Source organism: Paenibacillus alba (assembly GCF_013204855.1).
Taxonomy (GTDB): domain Bacteria; phylum Bacillota; class Bacilli; order Paenibacillales; family NBRC-103111; genus Paenibacillus_E; species Paenibacillus_E alba.
The window spans coordinates 119565-143321 of sequence record NZ_JABMKZ010000008.1; the positions used below are offsets into that span (position 1 = coordinate 119565).

Below are 23757 nucleotides of genomic sequence, written 5' to 3' on the forward strand. Positions count from 1 at the left end.
TTTATGATGATGGGAAAAAGCAAGAGATGGATATGTTCGTTGCTAATAGGGGGGCTTGCGCTTAGTAATTTGCCTGTGTATATCGCAGCGGAAGGCGGCCCCTACACGCTGGATAACCTGCTGGCGGCAGATATGGATACACACTTTGACGGAGGGGTGAGCCCCTTTACGCCAGCAAGCGGCACAACCGGAGGATCGCAAAAGATCGTATCGGTCAATGGCAACAATGCCCTTGAGTTTCGCGATGCTTCACTGGGGACGAATTTAAGCAGTTCTTTTTACTATCAGTTGAACAGCGGCAGACTCAAGGACCGGATGAATGAGATCTATAATATGCCGGTAGGCAGTTCTCCAGTCGAGTTCGTCTTTTCCTACAAGCTGATGCGCAGCGCGGCAAGCAATAAGCCAGTAGCCAAAGACATCTATGCTCAGATTCAATTAGCGCCCTATGACAATAATCTGATTCCGCGCTTTCCGGCAGATATGCCAAGTATTTCGGGAACAGCGGCCTATTTGAACACGGTGCCGGATGAGTTGAAAATCGTGAATGACAGCGATCTTGCCAGCTATCGATTCAAGGTATACCCGAACGGCGGGCAGAAAAATATTTCGAGTGTGAAAGTTGCTTTCTCGGTGCGCGTGGATACCGGCGGCACGGACGAAGCGTACCTGATCGACGATTTGGCGATTTCCGAGGTGAAAAGCGAGCAAACGCTGGATACGGAAGCCCCTACAGCCCCATCCCAGTTAACCCTTGCGGGGAAGTCGGATACGAGTGTTAATTTGAACTGGACAGCTTCGACAGACAATGTAGGCGTTACGAGATATGACATTTATCGGGATGGTCTTCTGGTTGATAATGTAAGCGGTGTCAACACGGCGTATGGCGCAATCGGTTTGTCGCCAAACACAACCTATCGCTATTTGGTGAAGGCCAGAGATGCAGCGGGCAACTTGTCAGCAGCCAGCAATGAGGTAGCTGTTACGACAGATCCGTCTGTTGGCGGTTTGCCTGAGCCGCTTGGAGATCGCGATATCGGGAATGTGAAGCCTGCGGGCAGCGCAAGCTACAACCCGGTTACGGGCAGGATCAAAGTGCAGGGCTCCGGCAGCGACATTTTTGGCACCGAGGATGCGTTCCATTATGTGTATCGGCCTTGGACAGGGAACGGGCAGGTTGTGGCGCGCGTCTATGGCATAGAGAACGGCGTAACCTGGACGAAAGCGGGGGTTATGATCCGTGCGAGCATGTCGGAGCAGTCGCCTAATGTGATGACGGCGCTGACGCCTGCCAACGGGGCCTATTTCCAGGACCGGCTTCAAGCGGGCGGAGCCTCTACCTCAACAGCGGGAACACAAGCGAGTCCGCCGTATTGGGTGAAGCTGGTTCGCAAGGACAACGTAATTAGTGCGTATGATTCCAGTGACGGCACCAACTGGACGCTGATCAAGAAAGAGGCGATGAGTCTGCCGGACACGGTGTACTTCGGCCTCGCGGTGACCAGTCACAATACCGGCAGGCTGGCCGCAGCGGAATTCGACCAAGTGAGCATTGGCGAAGTTCCACCGGCGGAAAGCACAAACTCTCCTTTTCCGGGCACGGTTGAAAGTAGAAAACAGTGGCTGTGGGACAAAACAAAAACGATGTCGGAGATGGGGCTGCAGCTGAATATCGTGCAGTATGTTGCCCAAATTGTTGATGGGCAGAATGTAGCTTTAAACCTCCAGAAAATCGATAAGATGTTCCAAGCCTATGATGCCGAGCAGTATAAGACGGTTTCCAAAATGTATGCCTACCTGATGGTTGGCAATCAATTCAGCAGTACGATGGTCGACCATGTCAAAGCGTATTTCGCGCAATATGCGTATGCGAAGCTGCCGCAAACGGAAAATCTCCGCATGAGCAATTATACGGCAGGCTATTTGGTAGGTCAGTCTTTCCCTGATCTTCAGGATTTGAATGGCAAATCCGGAGCCGTACTCAAAAGCGAGAACAGAGCGAATATTGAAGAGATGCTGAGTGCTGGGGTTCGTTATGGATGGGCGGAGTATGAAAGCCCGGAATATACGTTTATGACTTACTTCTGTCTGAATGCGTTATACCAGTATACAGACGAACCTGATTTTAAGCAGAAATTAAAAATGGCGATGGACGTCATGTGGTTCGAATGGGCCAATGACTGGATTGACGGCACCTTCATCTCCACCTCGAACAGGGCCAAAGGCGATTCAGTTTCGGCGAGCGATCTGACATGGAGAGGGGCCGATCATACGGCGCTATCCTGGATGTATTTCGGCGGCAATCGCGCGCAAGAAGGGATCGGCGAAACGGATGCGCTAGTTCCTTCCGCTTACCGCCCTTATCTGGAGTATTTGGGCATGGTTCTCTATCGTGGCATGAGTTATACGCCACCCGAAATGGCGATCCGAATCGGGCAATCCGGCGATAAAAGCTACACCTCGCGCAAGACGAATCTGCAAAATTCGAGCGGTCGGAATTTGAAAACGTACCGTCAGGCGTTTGTTAAGCCAACTTGGGGCCTCGCCACGGAAGTTACCTACAATCGGGTCGATAATTGGATCGAAGATCTTCCCGTTGTCTTACGCTGGCATTCGGCAAAGGCCAATCCCCTTTTCAGGGTGAATGCCGACCAAGGTGACAGTCCAATTGGTAATTATGATCAACCGGCCAATCATCGTATCATGCAGGACGGCAAAGCAGCCGTTGGTGTGTATAAATTGTTGAATAGCCCTACCTCGAATTATTTGAATGCTATGTTTCCCGACACGGGTTCTATTATTACCCGAGAGGAACAGTCTGGATGGGTTTTTAACAATGCCGGCCCGATGTATTTTGCCTTTAAGCTGATCAAACCTTATTCTTGGTACTACCAGACACCTACGGACCCGTCGAATAAAGTGAAGACGACGACGAAGCTGCATCCGACTAGCCAGCTCACGTATAGCTACAATATTCTGCGCAGTCAGGCTGACAAAAACGGGTGGGTGCTTGAAACAGCGGATGCCTCGGAATATGCGAACTTCGCCAGTTTCAAGAACGCGATTCTGACGAATACGACGGTCGACAGCTCGCATATTGATGAGGCTAATCCGCGGCTCATTTATCGAAGCTTGAGCGGGGATTCGCTGGATATTACCTTCGATGAAGCCGCAAACGCTTATAACAACACGCACAAAATTAATGGCAATGCCATCAACTACGGAGCTTTTAAGCTTTTTGATACGCCTTGGCTCCAGCAGGACCAGAATGCGAATCTATTTACGGCTACGCAGGGCGGTGAAGTACTGACTTACGACTTCGCCAACTGGACGATATCGAGACAAAATAATTATGTCGCTGTGCCAAACAGCAGCTTCGAAAATGGAGCAGCAAGTCCTGAGAACTGGACAGATAGAGCTTGGGCTGGATCATCTGTACGAACATGGGATACGGTTACATCAAGGACATACAATCATTCAGTGAAAATCGCAAACACAGCCTCTGGCGATTACGGCGGATGGAGCTTGGCGGACAGCAGCTTGATCGCGGTCAATCCAGCAACTGCTTATACGCTCAAAGCATGGGTAAAGACCGACAATGTCAATGCTGTCGACGGAGCCCACGTTGGCATAACGTATTATAAGAGTGACGGAACTACGGTTACTGGCAGTACGTATTTGTCTACGAATGTGAGAGGAACAAACAATTGGACTCCGATCGAAGCAACGGCGACGGCACCAGCCGATGCGGCGAAAATCAGGCTTGATGTGAGGCTTAAAGGAACAGGAATGGCTTGGTTTGATGATGTTGAGCTGCTGAAACAAGCCGTTCATCCGGTAACTGGCGTCACCTTGAATAAAGGAACGCTGTCTATGGCCTCTGGCATAACGGCGGATTTGATCGCAACGGTTCTGCCTGCGGAAGCAACGAACAAAACCGTGACATGGAGTTCGAACAACCCATCCGTCGCGACAGTTGATGCTTATGGCAAAGTGACGGCAGCAGCGCCTGGAACAGCGGTGATTACCGTGATCACGGCAGACGGCGCCAAGTCGGCTGCTTGTGTGGTGACGGTAACGCTGGAACCGTTGTTTGAGGACAGCTTTGCAGCAGGGATTGGCAAGTGGGATTTATTCGGCAGCACGGATTGGCAAGTGCAGGGCAGTGGAACCGAAGCTCAGCTGGCGGGCACGACAACGGCTACATTTCCCCAGCGTGCAGTGGTAAAGCCATCCTTGCTTCCTTACAGCACCGCTAATTACAATCTCACATTTACGGCAAAAGGGGATCGCTTCCGGACGATGTTCCGGTATGCATCCAGTACTGGTTATTATTTCCTGGAATTTAAAAATACGAAGGTTGTTGAATTGTGGAAATATCCGAATTCATCCGTCAATGAGCAGGTGGGCACGCTGGTAGATATCGGAGCTGTCCTGCCGGGCTTCAACCTAACGGATTGGCATCAATACCAACTGGAAGTGAACGGATCCACCTACAAGCTAATCATTGACGGGATAGAAGCTGCAACGTTTACAGATGCTTCTTTGACGGCAGGGGGGATAGGTTTCTCTTTAAAAAGTGTGGGAGCCCCCGTATCTGTGAATGTGAAGAATGTGGTCGTTAAGCCTATCATCAATTCGCTGCCCGGAGGTAATTGAGGCATGAAACAGCTGATCAGAAGCTTATGCCTGCTGCTCGCTATTGTTCTGCTGCCATGGTTTTCGCTGAATGCCATGGCAGCGGAGCCCTCTCCGCTGTTCACGGACAGCTTCGCGGGAGGATTAGGGAACTGGGATTTGTTCGGCAGTTCAGCTTTTGTCATTGAAGGCAGCGGTTCGCAAGCCCAGCTCAAAGGTACGACAACGGCGACATCTCCTCAGCGTGCGGTCGTCAAAACCACCAAGCTTCCTTACAGTTCCACGGATTACGATATTGGCTTTACGGCCACAGGAGATCGCTTCCGGCTCATGTTCCGGTATTCTTCGGGAACGAGCTACTATTTTCTGGAATTTAAAAATACGAAGTCAGTTGAGCTTTGGAAATATCCCAATTCCTCGGCCAATGTACAGGTTGGGACACCTGTGGATATCGGGGCTGTCATTCCGGGATTTAGTTTGTCAGATTCTCATGCGTATCGGCTCAAAGTCAAAGGGAGCGAGTTTAAGCTCTACCTAGATGAAACGTTAGTTGCGACGTTCACCGACACGACGCTTTCGGCAGGGGGAATCGGTTTTTCTTTGAAAAGCATCGGCCCCGCAGTTGCGATGACGGTGAAGCAGGTTGTGGTTTCACCCAATTATACGCAGGGCACGTTTATTCACACACCGGCGACAGAGGTTTCGTATAATACGGATTTGCCGCTAATGTTCACCCTTGCGGGTACGAGTTCGGCGACTAGCGCTCAGATTCATTATACCTACGGGGACGAGACGCTGGGTCAGATCGTTCCGGCGGCAGGAAGCGGGATCGGCCCATATTCGGGCACGATTCCCGGATCGAATCGTTACAGGCAAATCCGTTATTATTTGACGGCGCAAGATGCCGAAGGCAGGTCCATGCGCTATCCGGAATCCGGGGAGATCGCCGTTCCGATCCAAACGATTGTGCCTTATAGAAATAATTTTGAAGGGGAAACGGTTGGGGCAGTACCTGCGGGTTGGAAAATAGGCGGAAACACCAAGATCATTCAACTGCCGGACGGCAATAAGGTATTTAACTTGAATGGATCGGGTAGTGCCAAGCTGAACCTTCCAATGTACCAAAACGCGGACAATTTTAACGTCAAATTCAAGGTGAAATACGAACGCACAAGCACGGCGCTGCAAAATACTTGGCGCTTTCGCTATCGGGCAGTCGACGATATGAACAACAATGCGCTGGAGTGGGCGACGCATAATTCCAAATATTTCCTCATGCGGAAAACAACGCTTGGCGGCAACTATTATTTGGCCAATTATGTCCAATCCCTGCTGGATGATTGGCACGATTATGAGCTGCGTGTAAGCGGCATCACCCACAAGCTGTTCATTGACGGCGTGGAAACGGCCAGTGGGGATGATTCGGACCCCTTGGCGCTGAAGAAAGGGTATTTTCAGTGGAATGTTGTCGGCGGCATCAACCTGATGATTGATGACTTTGCCATCGAGCCGCTCCCGGTGCCCTATGTCATCGATCTTAGGCCCGCTGGCAATTATGCGGGGATTTATACACAGGCGGAGTCGCCTGGCTTCAAGCTGGCATTGGAAGCGGGCGCAGAGGCGCATGCGTTTCAGCTTGATTATACGGTACGCCAGGCGGATGGCAGCCAAGGTGTTGTCGCCTCGGGAACGAAGACGTACAACTTGGGGGCTTATGCGACCGATACCGAGGTCATCGCTTTCACGCCTAAGCTCAGCGCAATCGGCACTTATGAGGTAACGGCTGCATTTGCGGTTGACGGTGCAGCGCAGCCTGCCAAAACCAAAAAGATGCGAGTAGCTGTCGTAGAGCAGGCAGCTCCGGTGAAGGAGCCTGATCTGGATAATGAAAGCAAGTTCGGCCTGAATACGCACTACGCGCTGAACTGGAATGACGATATCATTGACGGAGCGCGCAAGCTGGGAGCTCGTCACCATCGCTCAGGTATTTCGTGGGACGATGTCGATAAACATGTGCAGGATGGATCAGGCAAAACTATCTATGATTACAGCAGGGTGGAGCCGCAATTAAATAAATTATTTACGTACGGCTTTAATCAAATTACGGTACTTGGCATTGATCGGAATGCCAGCTATCAAGAGGGGACGGCGACGACCACCTCATCTCTCAAAGCCATGGGCGATTTCGTCGCTGCCACGGTTAATAGATACAAAGGGCAAATAAGGCAGTGGGAAATGCCAAACGAGCCAGAAATTTTTTCTAAGCCTTATGTGCCTAGCGAATTTGTTCAGCTGCAAAAGGTCGCCTACTTGAATATGAAGAAGGCCGACCCCAATGCGATGCTGCTGGCGGGCGATCACACATCGAGCGTGCGCAGCGTGCTGCCGAAGGAATTGGAGGCAGGTTCGTTCGACTATGCCGACGCGTATTCCTATCATCCGTACGTTTATAATTCCATGCCCGATGGCAACCTGCCGAATATGATCGCCGGTGTCAAAGATCTGGTCAATGCTTACGGCGGCTGGAAGGACTATTATTTGACCGAGGGCGGCTGGCCGACAGCCAAAGCGGGCTATCCTTCCGTATCTGAAGAGATACAGCGGGACTATATCGTTCGCGCTTTTCTGAACTACATGGTCACCGACCAAGTGAAAGCTTATGAGTATTACAATTACAAAAACGATGGGACAGATGATCGGTATTACGACATTTTCTGGGGAATTACGGACAATGACGGTAGGCCGAAGCTCGCTTATGCTGCCGTCAACCAGTTAATGACAACGCTGGATAAAGCGAAGTATCTGGGAACTTGGGATACTGCTGACCCTGATGTTGCTGTTCAGGTGTTCCTGAATGGAGGAGAGCCGGTTCTTGTTGCCTGGAAAAAAGTCGACCATAAGGACAATCCGGCTGTTAAGCCTCCTACCAGCACGATTACGCTCCCGTTTGGAGCATCTGGGGTGACCGTGAAGGACATTAACGGTGTGGATGTACCGGTTACGACCGTTAACGGCGGCGTGCAGCTTGTCGTTTCGGGATCTCCTGTTTATCTCACAGGGGCATCCACGACATTCGTGTTTCAAACGGTAGCGAAGCTGCTGCAAAACAAACAGCAGGAGGCGGTCGGCAAGCTGCTTGCTGTGAAAACAGCGCAAAATGCGGCGCTGGTAGACGCCGATTTGGCAGAGCTGAACCGCATCGAAACGCAGCTGGAAGCAGCCGAAGGAAGCGGGAGTCAAGCTGCAGGCTTGGAGCAGGGAATCAAAGACATCTACACGTTAATGGTGCAGATGGCCGATCAGTTGAAGAACGGTTCCTTGGAGCGAGCTTCAGGCTATGTGGCGCTGGAGGCTTTGTACAACATGGCGGAAAGTGCTTCGGTGGATCTTGCCTACGCGCTGAACGGTATGAGCGCCAATTCACTGGACTATGCCTCAGCTGTGCAAGCTTTGACAGCTTCGTATCAAGCCAAAATAGGCGCAAACAGCGTCATGCCGATCTCGACAGCGGCTGTGCTTCGCACAAACCGATATGGGAGGCTGGCAGAGGCTGCTCACACAAGAAGCAGCTTCGCGGAAAGCTACGCCTATAACTTACTGGCGCGGGAGTTTGCGCGCGCGGCGTCTGCGATCACCCAGTCGGAGCCGGCCAAATTCATCGGTGTGCTGGCTAATGTGGTACCTACTCAAGTGAACGGAGAAGCGGGATATGCGAGTGGGCTTACGCTTTCACTTGTGAACAATACCGAAGTTCCGCAGCAGATGCAGGTACATGTGCAGGTGCCAGGCGGATGGGAATCCTCCCAAACGGCACCGGCAGCAATGAGTGTTACCATTCCGGCACAGAGCTCGATGGATCTGCCTTATTCGGTGCTGGTGCCCGAGAATACGCTGAAAGGCCGTTATGAGGTTGCCTTTGCTATTTTGTATAACGGCGCCGCTTTTGACACGAAGAAAGTCCAATTGACGGTGGAGGACGGTCTTGATGTTAAGCTTGTTCCCGTGAAGAAAACGATCGAGCAGCTCGATATTTTATCCGTACAATTGACAGGCACTTCGTCCTTTGCCAAGACAGGCAAGGTGATAGTCAAAGGTCCGGACAGTGCTTTGCTGCAGCCAGTGGCCTCGGATGCCTTCCAGGATTTGAAGAAAGGCGATTGTGTACAGTTGGACTTCAGATGGACGTACCATGAGCCGGCAGCCTTTAATGAATACACGGTTGATATGCAAATTGAAGATATCGTCAGAAACAAGATCATTTACACCGATCCGGATCTTCCGATTGAATTCAACCTTGTCCAGAAGGCCAACGGCTTGACGATCGATGGTGACCTAAGCGACTGGCAGGATGCCTTTCCATTCCATCTTCGCAGCAAAGCCCAGCATTCGAGCGGCTATCGCGACCCTGCCAATCTGGAGGCGACCGCTTATGCCAAATGGGCGTCCGATGGCCTCTACTTTGCCGTTTCGGTTCGCGACGATATCCATAAGCAATCTGAAAATGCCGCGAACATGTGGAAAAACGATTCCGTTCAAGTCAGCTTGGACCCGCTGAACAACCGAGAGTCGCCTTATGGGCCGGACGATACGGAATGGGGCTTCGCCCTGGCTGATGATGGGACACGGCTTGTGAATATATTTTATTCAGCGCAGCCTAATCCCAACGGAGATGTGAGCGGGCAGACACCGTTCCGAGCGGTGCGCGATGAGGTGGCAGGCCGAACCTTCTATGAGTTTCAGATTCCAGGCTCCTATGTCAAAGATCTGAAGCCGGAGCTTTTGGGGAAAATAGGACTAAACGTCGCGGTGAACGATGCTGATCTCCAGAATGGGCGGGATGATTTTATTCAGTGGACCCAAGGGACAGCGGATTCGAAGAACACAGCCTTGTATGACTCGTTTGTCTTTATTGACTATTCGCCTCCTGCGGATATTGGGGCGCCCATTTGGCCGTCTGAAGCCAAAGTAATCGCATCAGAACTAGGAAGTGATCGTGTTGCGCTGAACTGGACAGCTGCCCAGGATAATAGAGCGGTAACAGGCTACCGAATCCTGTGGGGTGAAAGTGTGTCAGCTAGCGTCTACGGTTTCGTGCAGAGTGGTGAGGTGAGCAGTGTTATTGGCAGTGTGTATCAGAGTGTATACACCACAGCTGCAACCAAGGTGATTACAGGCTTGTCCGCGAACACGTCATATACTTTCATCGTGCAAGCCCGAGACGCAGCTGGCAATTGGAGCGAGAGTGGCCCTTATGCGACTTTTCTTACCCGGCCGCCTGGGTTAGTGAGTTGGGATGGCTCTTCCAGAAGGGAGGTCAACGTTAAGCTTCCTCAGATGGATAGGAATAGGGAGTCTCAGGTTGGCTGGAGAACAAAGAAGTGGAAGGCAGTTCAAGTAGAATAGAAGAGTGATAGGTGTGAGGCTGAAAGGCGCGCGACTTGGGGATAGAACTTCATTTCCCTTCATCCCCATACCCCAAAAGGCCGTCAGGATCATTAGTCCCTGACGGTTTTTCTTTATGCGCCTGCGCAGGGCCTTTTCTATTGTGTATGCTGTGTTTATTCTCTTCTGTCCATCTACATGAGTATAAGGAAATGGTTTCAAGCAAATAATACCAAAAAAGAAATGAGAAACTTCGTTGGAAAGAAGGGATGATCATTGGTTGTGGCGGAATCCCTTTCGAATAGAATTGAATCGATCATGACGGTCATTGGTCACAATTACGATGTTGTGGTGCGAGAAATAACACTCGGTCATACAGGGCGCAAAGCAGCAATCATTTACATCGCTACAATAGGAGATTCCAATATCATTAACAAAAATGTGCTGCAACCATTGATGCAGATGGAGGCGACAAGCGAAGATTCGCTATCAGAGCGATTCAAAGAAAGAGTAATGGAAAGCACGATTTCGCTTTCAGAAATGATGGAAACCGATTCACAAAAGGTATGTATAAGAAATCTTTTGTCAGGGAATACAGCGTTAATGCTGGAAGATATCCGTACGTACATCATCCTGAGTACTTCAAATATAGAAGGCAGAAGTATCACTGAGCCGACATCGGAATCCGTGGTTCGCGGCTCGCGAGAAGGTTTTATTGAGAAGATATCGACGAATATTTCACTGATTCGGCAGCGGATCAAAGATCCTTCTTTCACGATGCTGCAATATCATGTCGGCAAGCGTTCCGAGCGAGAACTTGTTGTCGCTTTTATTAAGGAGATTGCGAACGATCAAATTGTGGAGGAAGTTTGTCGCAGAATCGAGCTTATTGATATCGATGATGCGGCAGAATCCGGTTTTATTGAACAATTCATTGAAGATAATACCTTCTCCCCGTTCCCTCAAGTCATGAATACAGAGCGGCCGGATCGAGTTGTCAGTGCGTTGATGGAAGGCAAGGTTGCCATTCTCTTGGACGGAACGCCTTTTGTTCTTCTTGTTCCAGTAACATTCCCCATGATGCTTTACTCACCGGAAGATAATAATGAACGCTGGTTGTTTTCAAGTTTAATTCGTATTATGCGATATGCACTCGCTCTAATTTCTCTTTATCTGCCTTCGCTCTATATTGCTTTTATTTCTTTTCATCAAGGGCTAATTCCCACGAAATTGGCAATATCTATCACGTCCAGCAGGGAAGGGGTGCCATTTCCCACTTTTATAGAAGCGATGATGATGGAACTGACGATTGAAATACTTCGCGAAGCCGCTATTCGTCTTCCGAAGCCGATTGGACAAGCTATCGGCATGGTTGGAGGTCTTGTGATCGGGCAATCGGCTGTACAGGCGGGGATCGTTAGTCCCATCATGGTCATTATTGTTGCTGTAACGGCGATTTCATCCTATACAGTTCCTCTTTATTCCGCAGGAATTGCTATCCGCATGCTAAGGTTCTTCATGATGTTTGCCGCCGCAGTGTTGGGTCTCTATGGGATTATTATGGCTACGTTGCTGCTTCTGTCCCATATGATGAAATTAAAAAGCTTCGGCACTAACTATGCAGGTGTATATGTGCATTATCGCCCATCAGATTGGAAGGATTCAATTATCAAATTTCCGCTGAAATGGCTTAAAAACCGTCCGAAGTTGTTAGAGCCCAAAGATGAAGAACGATCGAATTCACGAAACGCAAAGGAAGGGGACTAGAAATGAAGGTAGCGCGGAGTGATCGGATTTCGGTGTCGCAATTAACTGTCTTAAATACATCTATGATTCTCGGACTGTCGATTCTTACATTGCCAAGGGCTACTTCTGAGAAGATAGGTACACCTGATGTATGGATTAGTGTATTGATAGCAGGATTTATATCTATACTGCTGGCAGTTATTTGTACAAAAGTTGGCCAACGGTTTCCCGGCAAAACTTTTTTTGAATTCAATCAACTCATTGTCGGCAAAGCGATCGGTATTGCTTTTAGCCTAGTGTTTTGCATCTACTATATCATGATGGCTGCTTTCGAAGTACGTATGCAAGCTGAAGTTATTCGGCAGTTTTTACTAGATCAGACACCGATTGAAGTGACCATGATCACATTCCTTGCGGTTGCCGCCTATTTAATTGTAGGGCAATTGAATCCGATCGCCCGACTCATGGAGTTTTTATTACCCATTACCTATATAAGTATTTTGGTGGTCATGCTGCTAAGCGCCCAAGACTTCAATATTGATCGTTTGCGTCCTGTTCTTGGCGAAGGGATACGCCCTGTATTTAATGGCCTCCTCTCGACTGCGCTCTCCTACTCGGGTTTTGAATGTATGATGGTCTTTACCGCCTTTGTGAGTGAACCCAGCAAAATGATACGTTCAGCGATTATTGGTGTTGCTTTGATCATCGTCCTCTACACAATTAATGCAATCATCGTGATTGATGTATTCGGTGTTTCAGAATCCAGCACATTAACTTGGCCAACCTTGGAATTAATAAAGAACGTGGAGTCGGCAGGTTTCTTTTTAGAAAACTTCGAAGTTATTTTCATTGCAGTTTGGTTAGTCGAAATTTTCACCACCTATATTATATCCCATTACATCGCAAGCCTGGGAATTAGCCAACTTTTTCGCATCAAGATTAACTATGTGCATGTAGGTTTGTTGGTCGTTATTTACATTATCGCAATCTATCCAAGCGATTTGAACGGCAGCATAAAGCTTGGTGAAAATATTGGCTATTTATCCTTAATAACGGCAGGAGCTATGCCGGTCTTATTATTAATCATTGCTGTTCTCAGAAAAAGGGGACATACACCTTGAAATCATGTAAAATGCAGGTTGCCGTATTACTCGTACTCATTTCATTGCTTGTACTTCCAGGATGTTGGGATAAACGTGAAATCGAACAGTTGGGCATGATTGCCGGTATCTCGTTGGATCAGGCGGAAGATTCAGGAAACAGTCGGATAAAAGTGACCCAGCAATTCGTCAATACGACCATTGGAACGAAAGATCAGGTGGTAAAAGGATATTATAATCTTACTGATGAAGGAACTAATTTGTTTGAGATCATTAGAAAAACGTCAACTAGAACAGATCGGTCGCCCTACTATACACATTTGAAGGTTATCATTCTAAGCGATAAGATCACTTCATCGGCCCAATTGTTAGATTTGATGAACTTTTTTCAACGGGATCATGAGATGAGAAGAAGCGTGCGTGTCTATTTTTCCAAAGGACCTGCAAGTGGGTTTCTGGAAAAAAAGATGGAAAATAATGAAATTCCTGCGTTTAATATTTTTTATAGATCGCGAAATCATTACAAAACTTTAGCAATGGCTCGTCAAATAACCTTGGGAGAGATATCCGTTAATTTGTCTAGCGACAATAGTTTCCTTGTTCAAGAAATTGATCTTACAGACGGATATAAGATGCAAGGAGCAGCAGTCATTTCAGGAAAAAAGAAGCGATTGATCGGATGGTTGGATAAAGACGAGGTTTCAGGAGTCAATTGGATTCTCGGAACTCGCCATGGCAGTCAAGGGGGAGTTCTAAAGGTAGTTGATAATAAAACAAAGAAAGAAATCATTTACGAAGTTAATAATACCAAAACAAATATCAAGCCGAAAGTAGAAGGAGAACGGATTTCTTTTCTCGTTTCCATTGAATCCGAAGGGCGGCTGGGTGAGGATTGGACATCAAATGATGCATTTGAAGAGGGTTATATAAAGAAAGTGGATAAACAAGTGGCAGATGAGGTGAAAGGTCTCGTTGAGCATTCTATTGCCAAAATAAAAGACGCATATAAAGTGGATGTTGCCGGCTTCGGTGAACAATTAAGAATACATAACTATCGTACATGGAAGCAAGTAAAGACAAACTGGGATGAGGCTTTCAGCGAAGCTAACATTGATGTCGAAGTAAAAATACACATTCGAGAGTTCGGTTCGAAAGGAAGGAAAACTCCAAAGATTGGGAAGTAGTCGCTCAGAAAAACGCCAGGTTAACGGCTAATACCGTCAACTGGCGTTCATTATTATGCGAGCGTCAGTAGCTACGTCGATCGTGTGAAATTCTGTATCGATCACTCGTATTCTCGCGGGAACTAGCAATCATTTCATAACGGGTGTACTGAAATTGTCTCAGATATCTGAATGCATCCCCCGTGTTTCCTAGCCCACACTTGATATCATGGTGGGGGCTGTTTCTCTCGATACTGGGTCGGTGACATGCTTTTAATGCGTTTAAAAATCCTGGTAAAGTAGAAATAATCGTTGAAGCCGCATTTTTCGCCGATTTCATGAATGGACAAGGTGGTTTCGACCAGCAGTTTGCATGCGTACTGGATTCTTTGCCGGGAAACGTACTCGACAAAGTTTTCTCCGACTTCCTTCTTGAATAGATGGCATAAATAATTGGGGCTAAGTTGGAATTTCTCTGAGAGAGACGGAATGGTGATCTCTTGGGTGTAGTTGTTGTGGATATAAAGCAGGATATCCTTTATTTTCTTGTGAGAAACGCTCATAGTTCGCGCTTCGACGTCCTCTACAATAAATCCAGAGGTGTGCACAATCAAATAATCGAGCATTGCATCGACATTCCCGAAATGTTCGTAAAGGTGCTGGTAGCCTTCAAACAATTTCCCCCCTGCTTTCATACCGTCGCGGGTAAACAGGTACATGGTGGAAGTGAAGAGGAGGTAGGCATCGTTCATCCGAAATGTTCCGTCATGAAAGTGTACACGAGTAGATTCCATGCAAGCGACAAATTGAATTCGATCCTTGCGCGTTATAGCATCGGCGATTCCTTTCAGATGTTCTACGATTGGTGAATCGGCAATGGCGGAGTAATAAATACCCGGTTTTCCTGTGGAGAATAGACCATAGGCGGCAAGCGAAGCGGATTCGACCGAACCTTCCAATCGGGCTAACTCGGACAGTGAGTGTCCGATGCCTATGCTGTAAGGCGCTGTCCCGTACGCTTCGACAACACTTTGCAGAAACGCCTTTACATGATGTTCGTATACCAAAAAGCCGTACCGCCGCAGGCTCATGCGGAATCCCAAATGCTTGATATTTGGCCATGCGAGTGGGAGCTCCTTACCTTGTACGACAATCGGTATAATGCTGGTTCGAGCGTCGTTCAGGGGCATCCCATTTTCCTCGAGCACTCGCTTCACAGTATCCATTTCTCCGGCACAGATTGCTTCATATAGCTCAGAGACATGATCGTGGGAAGGACGGTTTTTTTTAGCTGCGAGCGCTTTGGACAAGCGCTTCAGCATACTTTGGATCTCCTCAATTTCAAATGGCTTTAAGCAGTAACCGAAAGCGCCGAAATTCAGTGCCTTCTGAGCATAGGTAAACTCCGCATGACCGCTTAAGACTACAAACAGGGTATGCTTTGAAACTGCTTTTCCTTTCTTGATTAGCTCCAGACCGTTCAGTAGCGGCATCTTAATATCGGTTAGCACGAAGTCAGGTTGCAAGCGTTCGATCAACACTAATGCTTCTTGTCCGTTCCTAGCGTCCCCGATCACTGAGAAACCTCTTTCTCCCCAGTCTACGCCTGCTTTAAGTCCCTCAATGATCCATGGTTCATCGTCGACGATGATCGCTGTATACATCTTATCCCCCTTTACTTTGCTTATAGCCCTGCTCGACTTTCTATAAGGATACACCACATCTGTGCATCGGTAAATCGTTGTTCTATGGAGAAAATTACGATTTTTACGTGAATAAACAATGATGGCATTTAAATGTAAGCATTTTCATAATAAAATCCACATGTCACCATAAAATCATCTATACTCTGGAAATTTAAAACTTTCTATAATCTAAATAAGACTTACTAAGCAATTGAAACACCCAGTAATGACAAGGGTATGTACCAGTTTCGTCGAATGTAGATGCAAGGATATCGCGATCGGATATTTAACCTTGGGTCTTGCGTGGATGAATCATACATCAACGGGTGTCTCGGTTAGTGAGCCCAAATTATTATAACAGCTAGATAGTGGCCAGGAGGCGATAACATTTGGATAAGACCATTGTAACAATCCCTAGGATAGTGAAGAGACAGAATACGTGGAAAGCCGCTCTCCAATATAAATATTTCTACATCATGGTTCTGCCGATTGTGATCTGGTACCTGTTGTTCAGCTATGCACCTATGTACGGGATCACACTGGCATTCAAGTCGTTCGATTACAGTAAAGGCATCTTGGGCAGTCCGTGGGTAGGATTCCAGCATTTCAAAGAGCTGTATTACGATCCGGATTTCCGGAATGCTTTCAAAAATACGGTGATCATTAGCTTCGCCAAGTTGCTCATTACGTTCCCGCTTCCTATCCTGCTTGCGATTCTGCTGAACGAATTCTCACGAACAGTGGCCAAGAAGTTTTTCCAAACGGTACTTACCTTTCCGCATTTCATCTCTTGGGTCGTTCTCGCGGGAATCGTTTCCAACGTGGTAAGCAGGGATGGCATCCTCAACCAGTTGGTCGCGCTGTTCGGCGGAGAGCCGTTATCGCCTCTTGTCGAGCAAAGCATGTTCCGGCCGATGTTGTATATTACGCATGTATGGAAAGAAGTCGGTTGGGATTCCATCATCTATCTGGCTGCGCTGGCGGGAATCAATCCCGAATTGTACGAAGCTGCTGAAATCGATGGCGCGAATCGCTTTCAAAGGCTGTTATACGTCGCTTGGCCGGGAATTAAGGGCACGGTTGCGATACTGCTCATTTTGAATGTTGGCCATCTAATGGCACTTGGCTCAAGCTTTGAACAGATCTTTAACCTATACAGCGCGCCAGTGTACGAGGTTGCGGACACGATCGACACTTATGTATACCGTACTTCCTTTACGACGGGCGCCGATTTCGGATATACGACTGCGGTGGGATTCGTGAAATCATTCATCAATTTATTCTTGCTCATGATCGCCAATTCAGTGGTTAAAAGGTTGGGGGAAGAAGGGCTTTATTAACGAACTTGAAAGGAGGGAGAAGCATCAAATGCAAACGGTTCGTTCTCGTGGGAAAATAAGCACTTTCGATATCGGTACTTATATTCTTCTAGCCATACTAGCGGTCATCACATTTTTCCCGTTCTACAACGTCTTGATTATCTCTTTTGCCAAATTCGATGTTATTAGCAAGAGCAAGTTGTATGTGCTTCCACTTTCGGTAGATTTGGCCGCTTATAAGCTTCTATTGTCAGACACCAAGTTTTGGCACTCCTTTCTGGTATCCGTAATCGTGACGGTTACCGGTGTGGCCTTCAGCATGTGTATTTCCGTAGCAGGAGCTTACGCTCTTTCCAAGAAGGGCATGCCGGGGAGAAATGGCATCCTGACGTTTATTATCATTACGATGTTTTTTAACGGTGGCCTCATTCCTTTTTACCTTATCGTCAAAAACTTGGGACTGGTAAATAATATTCTGGTCATGATGATCCCCGCTGGTCTCAACACGATGTATATCATTATCATGAAAAATTACTTCGGAACCTTGCCTGAGAGTCTTGAGGAATCGGCCAAATTGGACGGCGCCAATGATATCTACATTTTGCTCAAAATAATTATTCCGATCTCAATGCCATTCGTGGCGACATTCGCACTCTTTTATGCAGTAGAAAGATGGAATGATTGGTGGTATGCGCTTTTATTCATAAGTGACTCCGCGAAGTTGCCGCTACAGATCTATTTAAGAGAGATCTTAATCACCTCCAGTTCAACGTTAAACAGTATGGCTATGACCCTGGCCGAACAGCAGAAAACGGCAAAAATTTATACGCCGAGCCTGCAGATGGCTGCGATTATCGTCACCTGCGTGCCGATCGTCATGGTGTATCCGTTTCTGCAGAAACACTTTACCAAAGGTTTGATGGTTGGTTCCATCAAAGGATAAGGCAACTTCATATAGATCCTGTCCTAAACAGAAAAAAGGGAGGCTTCAAGAATGAAAAAACAGTTTAAAAGGCTGGGGTTAACATTCGTAAGCATGGTGTTATCAGCAAGTATGATGGCGGCATGCGCCAAAACGGAAAATTCGGGCTCGAACGCGTCTGCTACTCCAAATGGGTCGACGGCACCAGTAGCCGAGGCGAATCCGTATCAAGAGCACATGGATATCTCTGTAGCTTTCTGGGATATCGATGGTATGGCTGCCCAGTTCGATAAGGATCCCATTTTTCAAGATGTGATGAAGAAGTTCAACATTTCCATTAAGCCAGTTAACATCACATGGGATGACTATCAGCAGAAGATTCAAATGTGGGCAGCATCCGGGCAGCTACCCGACATTTTTGCGATAGATGCGATCGGTACAGATTACCAAAGAAAATGGATCTCACAAGGCGTTGTGAAAGCGCTCCCGAGTGAAATGGCGACAAAATATCCGAATCTGAGTAAATATTTTGAAGCCCCAGACATTAAAGCTTTGTCAGTAGGTGGGAAATATTACAACGTTCCGAGAAAAATGTACCCGAGCGTCGATTGGAGTGCGCTGGACCGCTTGGTCGTGTACAGATGGGACTTAGCTCAAAAAGCGGGCATTACCAAGGAACCGGAAACTTGGGAAGAGTTTCAGGCAATGTTGAAGGCCATCGTCGACAAGGACCCGGAAGGGAAGAAAATCACAGGGTTAACTTCGTCGACAACCAAAATGATCGGTGGATTGTTCTGGCTGTACGGCAACCCGGCGGCTACAAGTGACGGTAGCGGCGTAGATTTTAAATGGATAAAAGAGGATGGGAAGTTTGTTCCTGCCGTATTCTCCAAGCAAGCACTTCCGGCGCTTAAAAACATGAAGAACATGTATACAAGCAACCTCATAGATCCCGACATCGCACAGACGAAGCCTGACCTCGCGTATGACAAGTTCATGTCCGGTAAAGCAGGCGCGTTGCTAATGGCCGGATTCACCAATATCGACATTCAACTGTATCAAAAACGCTGGAAAAATACGAATCCGAACGACGATATGATGAAGAACATCAAGGTACTGAAGCCGCTTGTCGGACCAGACGGGCAGCGTAATCACTCCGTATTCAAAACTTACTGGTCGGAAAGCTACTTCAGCGCACAAATTAGCGACAAGAAGCTCGATAGAATCATGCGGCTTTATGATTATATCCTTTCTCCTGAAGGGAAAGATTTGTTGACTTACGGCATTAAGGATAAGGACTATAAAATCGAGAACGGCAAAAAGGTTCCAATCGGAGAAGACAAGGGCAACAAATACCCGGCTTCCGGATTCTTGAAAACTCTTGTCACCTACAATAGCTATGAGACCGTAAAAATTGACAATCCGTCGATCCAGAACATGCAGATCAGACAGGCGGCCGTTGATTATATTGACTGGATTCTGAAGAATACCAAGGTGCCCGATTACAATATTAACCTGACTTACATGTCTACGCCTGCAAAAGATAAATTTACAGTGATGGACCACGATGATCTGTTGAAGGTGATGCTGTCCAAGGACCCCGTCGAGAAAGTCTGGGGAGATATAGTGAACGGCTATAAAGCAAAAGGGCTTGATAAAATGATTGAGGAAATCAACGCTAAAGCCAAGGAATGAGGTAATACAAATACCCGATAATGGTTGAATCAGCCCTCTGTGACAAACACAAAGTTCAGGGGGCTGTTTTAATACAAAAAAATGCAGGGAGATGGATTTGATGAAGAAGTACTTGTATGTGTTGGTTGTGTTTGTTTTTTGTTTCCTGCTTTACACCTCGGCTCATGCGACCGGTAGCACGTACTATGTAGACGCAACAGGAGGAAATGATGCCAACGACGGTCTGTTCACGTCAAGTCCCTGGAGGTCTCTTGACAAAGTAAACTCCACTGTGTTCGGACCTGGCGACAGAATTTTCCTTAAGGCAGGGGAAAGGTGGGCAGGTACGCTGCATCCACAAGGCTCCGGTTCGTCCGCAAGTCCTATTGTGCTGGATATGTATGGAACAGGACCGAAGCCTCTTCTTGAAGGGCAGGGTGCGACGAATGTTGTTATGTTGTACAATCAGGAATACTGGGACATCGGCAACCTGGAAATTACGAACACGACACCAACTCAAGGCACAGCCACCCGCAGCGGTGTTGAAGTGATCGGCCAGGATTTTCTTGCGAGCGCTACCACGGATAATGCCAATCCGGCAGTTCTGCACAACATTCGTTTGCATGATCTGTATATCCACGATATCAATGGGCATCATCCCAAAATCAACGGCGAAGTCAGTGTGGGTATCAAGGTGATTGCCAAACGCTCGGAGGACGGCTCTCCGAGTCGCGTAACGAAATTCGATCAGGTGCTGATTGAGAATAACAAGATCGAGCGTGTAACCCGAGGGGGGATCTTGGTCAAATCGGAATGGGCGAGTCGAGCCCAGCAAGGGGGAAGTGTAGTTGATCCGAACGTTCCGTGGACTCCCATAACCAACGTCATTATCCGTGGTAATCAGGTGCTGCATGTCAGCGGTGATGGCATCGTCACAGTAGTGACGACGGGGGCGTTAGTCGAGCACAACCGCGTTGATGGCTTCAATGAGGCAAAGGTCGATTATAATGCAGGCATTTGGTCGTACAACGCCGATTATACGACTGCTCAATTCAATGAAGTGTCCGGCGGGAAAACGATCAAGGACGGCATGGCGTTTGACTTCGATAATGGCACGAAAGGTCTATTGTTCCAATACAACTATAGCCACGACAACGAAGGAGGCACCGTTCTCATTTGTCAGAATGAAACAAACGGCTCCGTTTCCGACGGGATTTTCCGTTACAACATTAGCCAGAACGACCATTATCAAATGATAACTGTATGCAAATTTGGCAATTACAGCAATATGCAATTTTATAATAACGTGTTTTATGTGGGTCCCGGCATCGCCAACAATATGCTAGTCAATCAGGGTGGCAATGGGCAGGCCAGCTTCAAGAACAACATCTTCTATAACCGTGGAACAGGCGGTTATATGGCGAAGTCAACTTGGACCTATGACAGCAACCTGTTCTTCGGCAATAATTCACCGTCGGCGACAGTCATTCCCGACAGCCATATGGTGAAATTAGATCCACAATTCCTGAATCCGGGAAGTGGGACGGGAATTAATGGATTGGACGGGTATCAGTTACGGAATACGTCTCCGGCGCTGAACAATGGAGCAGTGATAACGGGTAACGGCGGCCGGGATTTCCGGGGAAATCCTCTCTACTATCTTGCCCCGGATAGAGGGGGATTCGAATATCAATCCAACCCCGCTCCCGCACCGACCAATATTGCCATGACCAAAACACCGACATCTGGCAGCTATATCGTTAATCCTGCACGCGCCACCGACGGCGTATTGAACGATTCGAGTCTCTACGCTGGACTGGATCAAGGGTTGCAGTGGATGAAGATGGACCTGGGGGCCGTCTACAATGTAAGCAGCGTGAAACTGTGGCACTTGTTAGGGGGCGGACGTACTTATAAGGACGTTATTGTACAGTTTTCAAACACCGCCGATTTCTCAAACGGGGTTACGACCGTCTTTAATAACGATACCAACAACAGTGCCGGTCAGGGTATCGGGACTGATGCGGAATATGTTGAAACCACTGCAGGTAAGCATGTTTCTTTTAGTCCAGTGCTAGCGAGATACGTTCGTTTCTGGTCCAACGGAAGCACGGTCAACGGATTCAACCATTATGTGGAGGCGGAAGTTTACGGTAACTAGACATTAAGAACCCTTCGAGTGAGGATATTTACCCGAAATGGGAAGGTGTCCTTTTTATTTAGTAACTTGACGATCGATAAGGGCGAAGGGATACCCTTGCTAAATTTACGAATTTAGGAAGGGAGGATCATTCGGACTTCAGTTCCTTTCCCGCTTGTACTGTGCAAGGTGATGCCATATGCATCTCCATAGGAATACTTTATTCGGTTGTTGACATTAGTTACGCCTATATGTTCGGTGGAGGTTGTTTGCTTGGCATTGATCAGCTCCGTCAAATAGGCAAGACGTGCTGGTTCCATGCCATAGCCGTTGTCGGAGATGATGATTTCCAGCATCGCTTCGTCATTCTTTTGAACGGAAATTCGTACGACGCCGCCTTCGGGTAAAGGCTCAAGTCCGTGGGAGATCGCATTTTCCACTATCGGCTGAAGTATCATTTTGGGAACCCGGATCGGGAGGAGGTGCTCGGGACAGTATAACTCATACCCAATTCTGCCGAAGAACCTGAGTTGATGGATTTTAACATAAGAACTCACAACCTTCAGTTCCTCCTCCAGACTGACTTCATCTCCGCCTTTGATGCTATACCGCAACATCCTGCTTAGCGCCGCAGCCATTTCGTATATGTCTTTGTTGCCTTTGGCAAGAGCGAGCCCCTTTAAGGAATCTAGCGTATTGAACAGAAAATGAGGGTTGATCTGACTTCGGAGAAAGGCAAATTCCATCCGCTGCTTCTCGATTTCCGATTGGTATAGCTGGGTGCTAGTCTGTACCAGCCGATCCGTTAGCTCGTGAATGCGTTCCAGCATGGTATTGAACTCGGTTGAAATCACCTCGATTTCCGCATAGCCTTCTAAATTAACCTTCGAGTTCAGCGCGTTCAGGTTTTCGCGTTTCAATCTTTTCATAAAGGCCATCAACTTGGAAAGGGGCTTTAACAGATTCATCATCAGTATGTAGTAAGGGACAGATACAAGAAGTACCGCAATGAAAAATAACGTGTAGCTGGCCGTCCGTAGCTTGTTCAAATCTTTCATGAGGAAGTTGAGCGGGGTTGCCGCAACGATGCTTCCCGAAATCTCCTGCAAGACATGAGCTTGCACGGCGTAGCGATCACCCATCAGATTCTTTATTACCGATCGGTTCTGGACATCCATGGGCGGCGGTGTGCTCATTTGATTGAAAATCTTGTCATCAGGTCTGCTGTTCGTATACACGAGTTGTTTGCTGTCAAATAAATAAAAAGTCGTCCCAGCGAGGGCAAGCTGGGGGTATTTTTCTATTTCTGCTTTTATCGTTTGCACATCAAGCACGATGCAAATATATCCGCTCATATCTCCGTAAGGCAACTGATCACCTGTGGAGAAAATATTCATACCGAACAATAGCCTGTCCCGGTCTCCCGTTTGGCCCGCTTTGCGGAAGCCAGCGTAATGCACGATCCCGTCGCTTCCGAGTTCATTTGAGGCGGCGAATGCATCCTTGAGGTTGCCCTGCAGAGAGACATACTTGTTCTGATTGCTGACGATGATGATATCAATGATATCTTTGTTCGTATTCTTAATAATCCCCAAGAGACTCTCGACTTTCTCGGAGAGTTCGTACACTTTTAAACTGTCTTTTTCGGCCAAAAAGTTTTGAACGGTCACATCGTAGCTTAGATTGGTCATCAGCTTCGATATATTGTCGTAGTTTGAGGCGACCCGCTGCTTCATGATAGAGATGAGTTCTTCATTATTTTGGGTGCTATGATTGATGATGATTTCGCTCGCCATGTTGTATACCTTCACGAAAGTAAACGGTATTATGGCGATAATGATAATTCCGATGATCAAGACTTGGGACTTGATAGACAGCTTTTTAAAATATCTCATCTTTTTCTCCCCATCATATGTTTCGGTTTGTTGCAACCGATTAAGATGAATCCATACTCTTCGTGCGGCAGTATTAAAGCGGTGTCGGCTAGA

General features: G+C 47.6%; 11 protein-coding genes. 9 read left to right on the forward strand and 2 right to left on the reverse strand.

Going from position 1 to position 23757, the window contains the following annotated elements:
- The first annotated feature begins 3 nt into the window (after positions 1 to 3).
- The 5 genes from HQN90_RS38305 (at position 4) to HQN90_RS13615 (ending at position 14050) form a co-directional block, all read left to right on the forward strand.
- Complete coding sequence (locus HQN90_RS38305; protein WP_216855311.1) at positions 4 to 4659, forward strand: Ig-like domain-containing protein; 4656 nt, start codon at positions 4 to 6, stop codon at positions 4657 to 4659.
- A 3-nt stretch (positions 4660 to 4662) separates the two neighbouring features.
- A complete protein-coding gene (locus tag HQN90_RS13600) occupies positions 4663 to 10041 on the forward strand; it encodes a sugar-binding protein (RefSeq protein ID WP_173219110.1) in 5379 nt (1792 codons plus the stop codon).
- Positions 10042 to 10302: 261 nt separating this feature from the next.
- Entirely contained in the window at positions 10303 to 11787 is a 1485-nt protein-coding gene (locus HQN90_RS13605; RefSeq protein WP_338042317.1) for a spore germination protein, read from the forward strand.
- Positions 11788 to 11789: 2 nt separating this feature from the next.
- Complete coding sequence (locus tag HQN90_RS13610) at positions 11790 to 12887, forward strand: GerAB/ArcD/ProY family transporter (RefSeq protein ID WP_173219113.1); 1098 nt, start codon at positions 11790 to 11792, stop codon at positions 12885 to 12887.
- On the forward strand, positions 12884 to 14050 hold the full coding sequence (locus HQN90_RS13615) for a Ger(x)C family spore germination protein (RefSeq protein WP_173219115.1): 1167 nt from the start codon (positions 12884 to 12886) through the stop codon (positions 14048 to 14050). The genes HQN90_RS13610 and HQN90_RS13615 overlap by 4 nt, the downstream gene beginning before the upstream one ends.
- A gap of 206 nt (positions 14051 to 14256) precedes the next feature.
- On the opposite strand, the gene HQN90_RS13620 is transcribed toward HQN90_RS13615, so the two are convergent.
- The gene (locus HQN90_RS13620) at positions 14257 to 15693 is read right to left on the reverse strand and encodes a response regulator transcription factor (protein ID WP_173219118.1); all 1437 of its coding nucleotides are present in this window, start codon (positions 15691 to 15693) and stop codon (positions 14257 to 14259) included.
- A 410-nt stretch (positions 15694 to 16103) separates the two neighbouring features.
- Here HQN90_RS13620 and HQN90_RS13625 point away from each other — a divergent pair, with 410 nt between their 5' ends.
- From HQN90_RS13625 to HQN90_RS13640, 4 genes are all read left to right on the forward strand, one after another.
- Positions 16104 to 17054 (forward strand): ABC transporter permease, encoded by a 951-nt coding sequence (locus HQN90_RS13625; RefSeq protein ID WP_246362324.1) that lies wholly within the window; start codon positions 16104 to 16106, stop codon positions 17052 to 17054.
- Between the two features lie 28 nt (positions 17055 to 17082).
- The gene (locus HQN90_RS13630; protein WP_173219121.1) at positions 17083 to 17976 is read left to right on the forward strand and encodes a carbohydrate ABC transporter permease; all 894 of its coding nucleotides are present in this window, start codon (positions 17083 to 17085) and stop codon (positions 17974 to 17976) included.
- A 51-nt stretch (positions 17977 to 18027) separates the two neighbouring features.
- Positions 18028 to 19650, forward strand: a complete 1623-nt coding sequence (locus HQN90_RS13635) for an extracellular solute-binding protein (RefSeq protein ID WP_173219124.1) — start codon at positions 18028 to 18030, stop codon at positions 19648 to 19650.
- 100 nt (positions 19651 to 19750) lie between these two features.
- Positions 19751 to 21790, forward strand: coding sequence for a right-handed parallel beta-helix repeat-containing protein (locus tag HQN90_RS13640; protein ID WP_173219127.1), 2040 nt, complete (start codon positions 19751 to 19753; stop codon positions 21788 to 21790).
- Between the two features lie 113 nt (positions 21791 to 21903).
- Here the strand turns inward: HQN90_RS13640 and HQN90_RS13645 are convergent, their stop codons facing one another.
- Positions 21904 to 23664, reverse strand: coding sequence for a sensor histidine kinase (locus tag HQN90_RS13645; protein WP_173219130.1), 1761 nt, complete (start codon positions 23662 to 23664; stop codon positions 21904 to 21906).
- Positions 23665 to 23757 lie beyond the last annotated feature (93 nt).

What these genes read in the sequence shown, in the direction of transcription:
- HQN90_RS13635 (WP_173219124.1), top strand. Translation starts at nt 18,028, where the DNA reads ATGAAAAAACAGTTTAAAAGGCTGGGGTTAACATTCGTAAGCATGGTG.
- HQN90_RS13630 (WP_173219121.1), top strand. Translation starts at nt 17,083, where the DNA reads ATGCAAACGGTTCGTTCTCGTGGGAAAATAAGCACTTTCGATATCGGT.
- HQN90_RS13640 (WP_173219127.1), top strand. Translation starts at nt 19,751, where the DNA reads ATGAAGAAGTACTTGTATGTGTTGGTTGTGTTTGTTTTTTGTTTCCTG.
- HQN90_RS13645 (WP_173219130.1), bottom strand. Translation starts at nt 23,664, where the DNA reads ATGAGATATTTTAAAAAGCTGTCTATCAAGTCCCAAGTCTTGATCATC.
- HQN90_RS13620 (WP_173219118.1), bottom strand. Translation starts at nt 15,693, where the DNA reads ATGTATACAGCGATCATCGTCGACGATGAACCATGGATCATTGAGGGA.
- HQN90_RS38305 (WP_216855311.1), top strand. Translation starts at nt 4, where the DNA reads ATGATGATGGGAAAAAGCAAGAGATGGATATGTTCGTTGCTAATAGGG.
- HQN90_RS13600 (WP_173219110.1), top strand. Translation starts at nt 4,663, where the DNA reads ATGAAACAGCTGATCAGAAGCTTATGCCTGCTGCTCGCTATTGTTCTG.
- HQN90_RS13610 (WP_173219113.1), top strand. Translation starts at nt 11,790, where the DNA reads ATGAAGGTAGCGCGGAGTGATCGGATTTCGGTGTCGCAATTAACTGTC.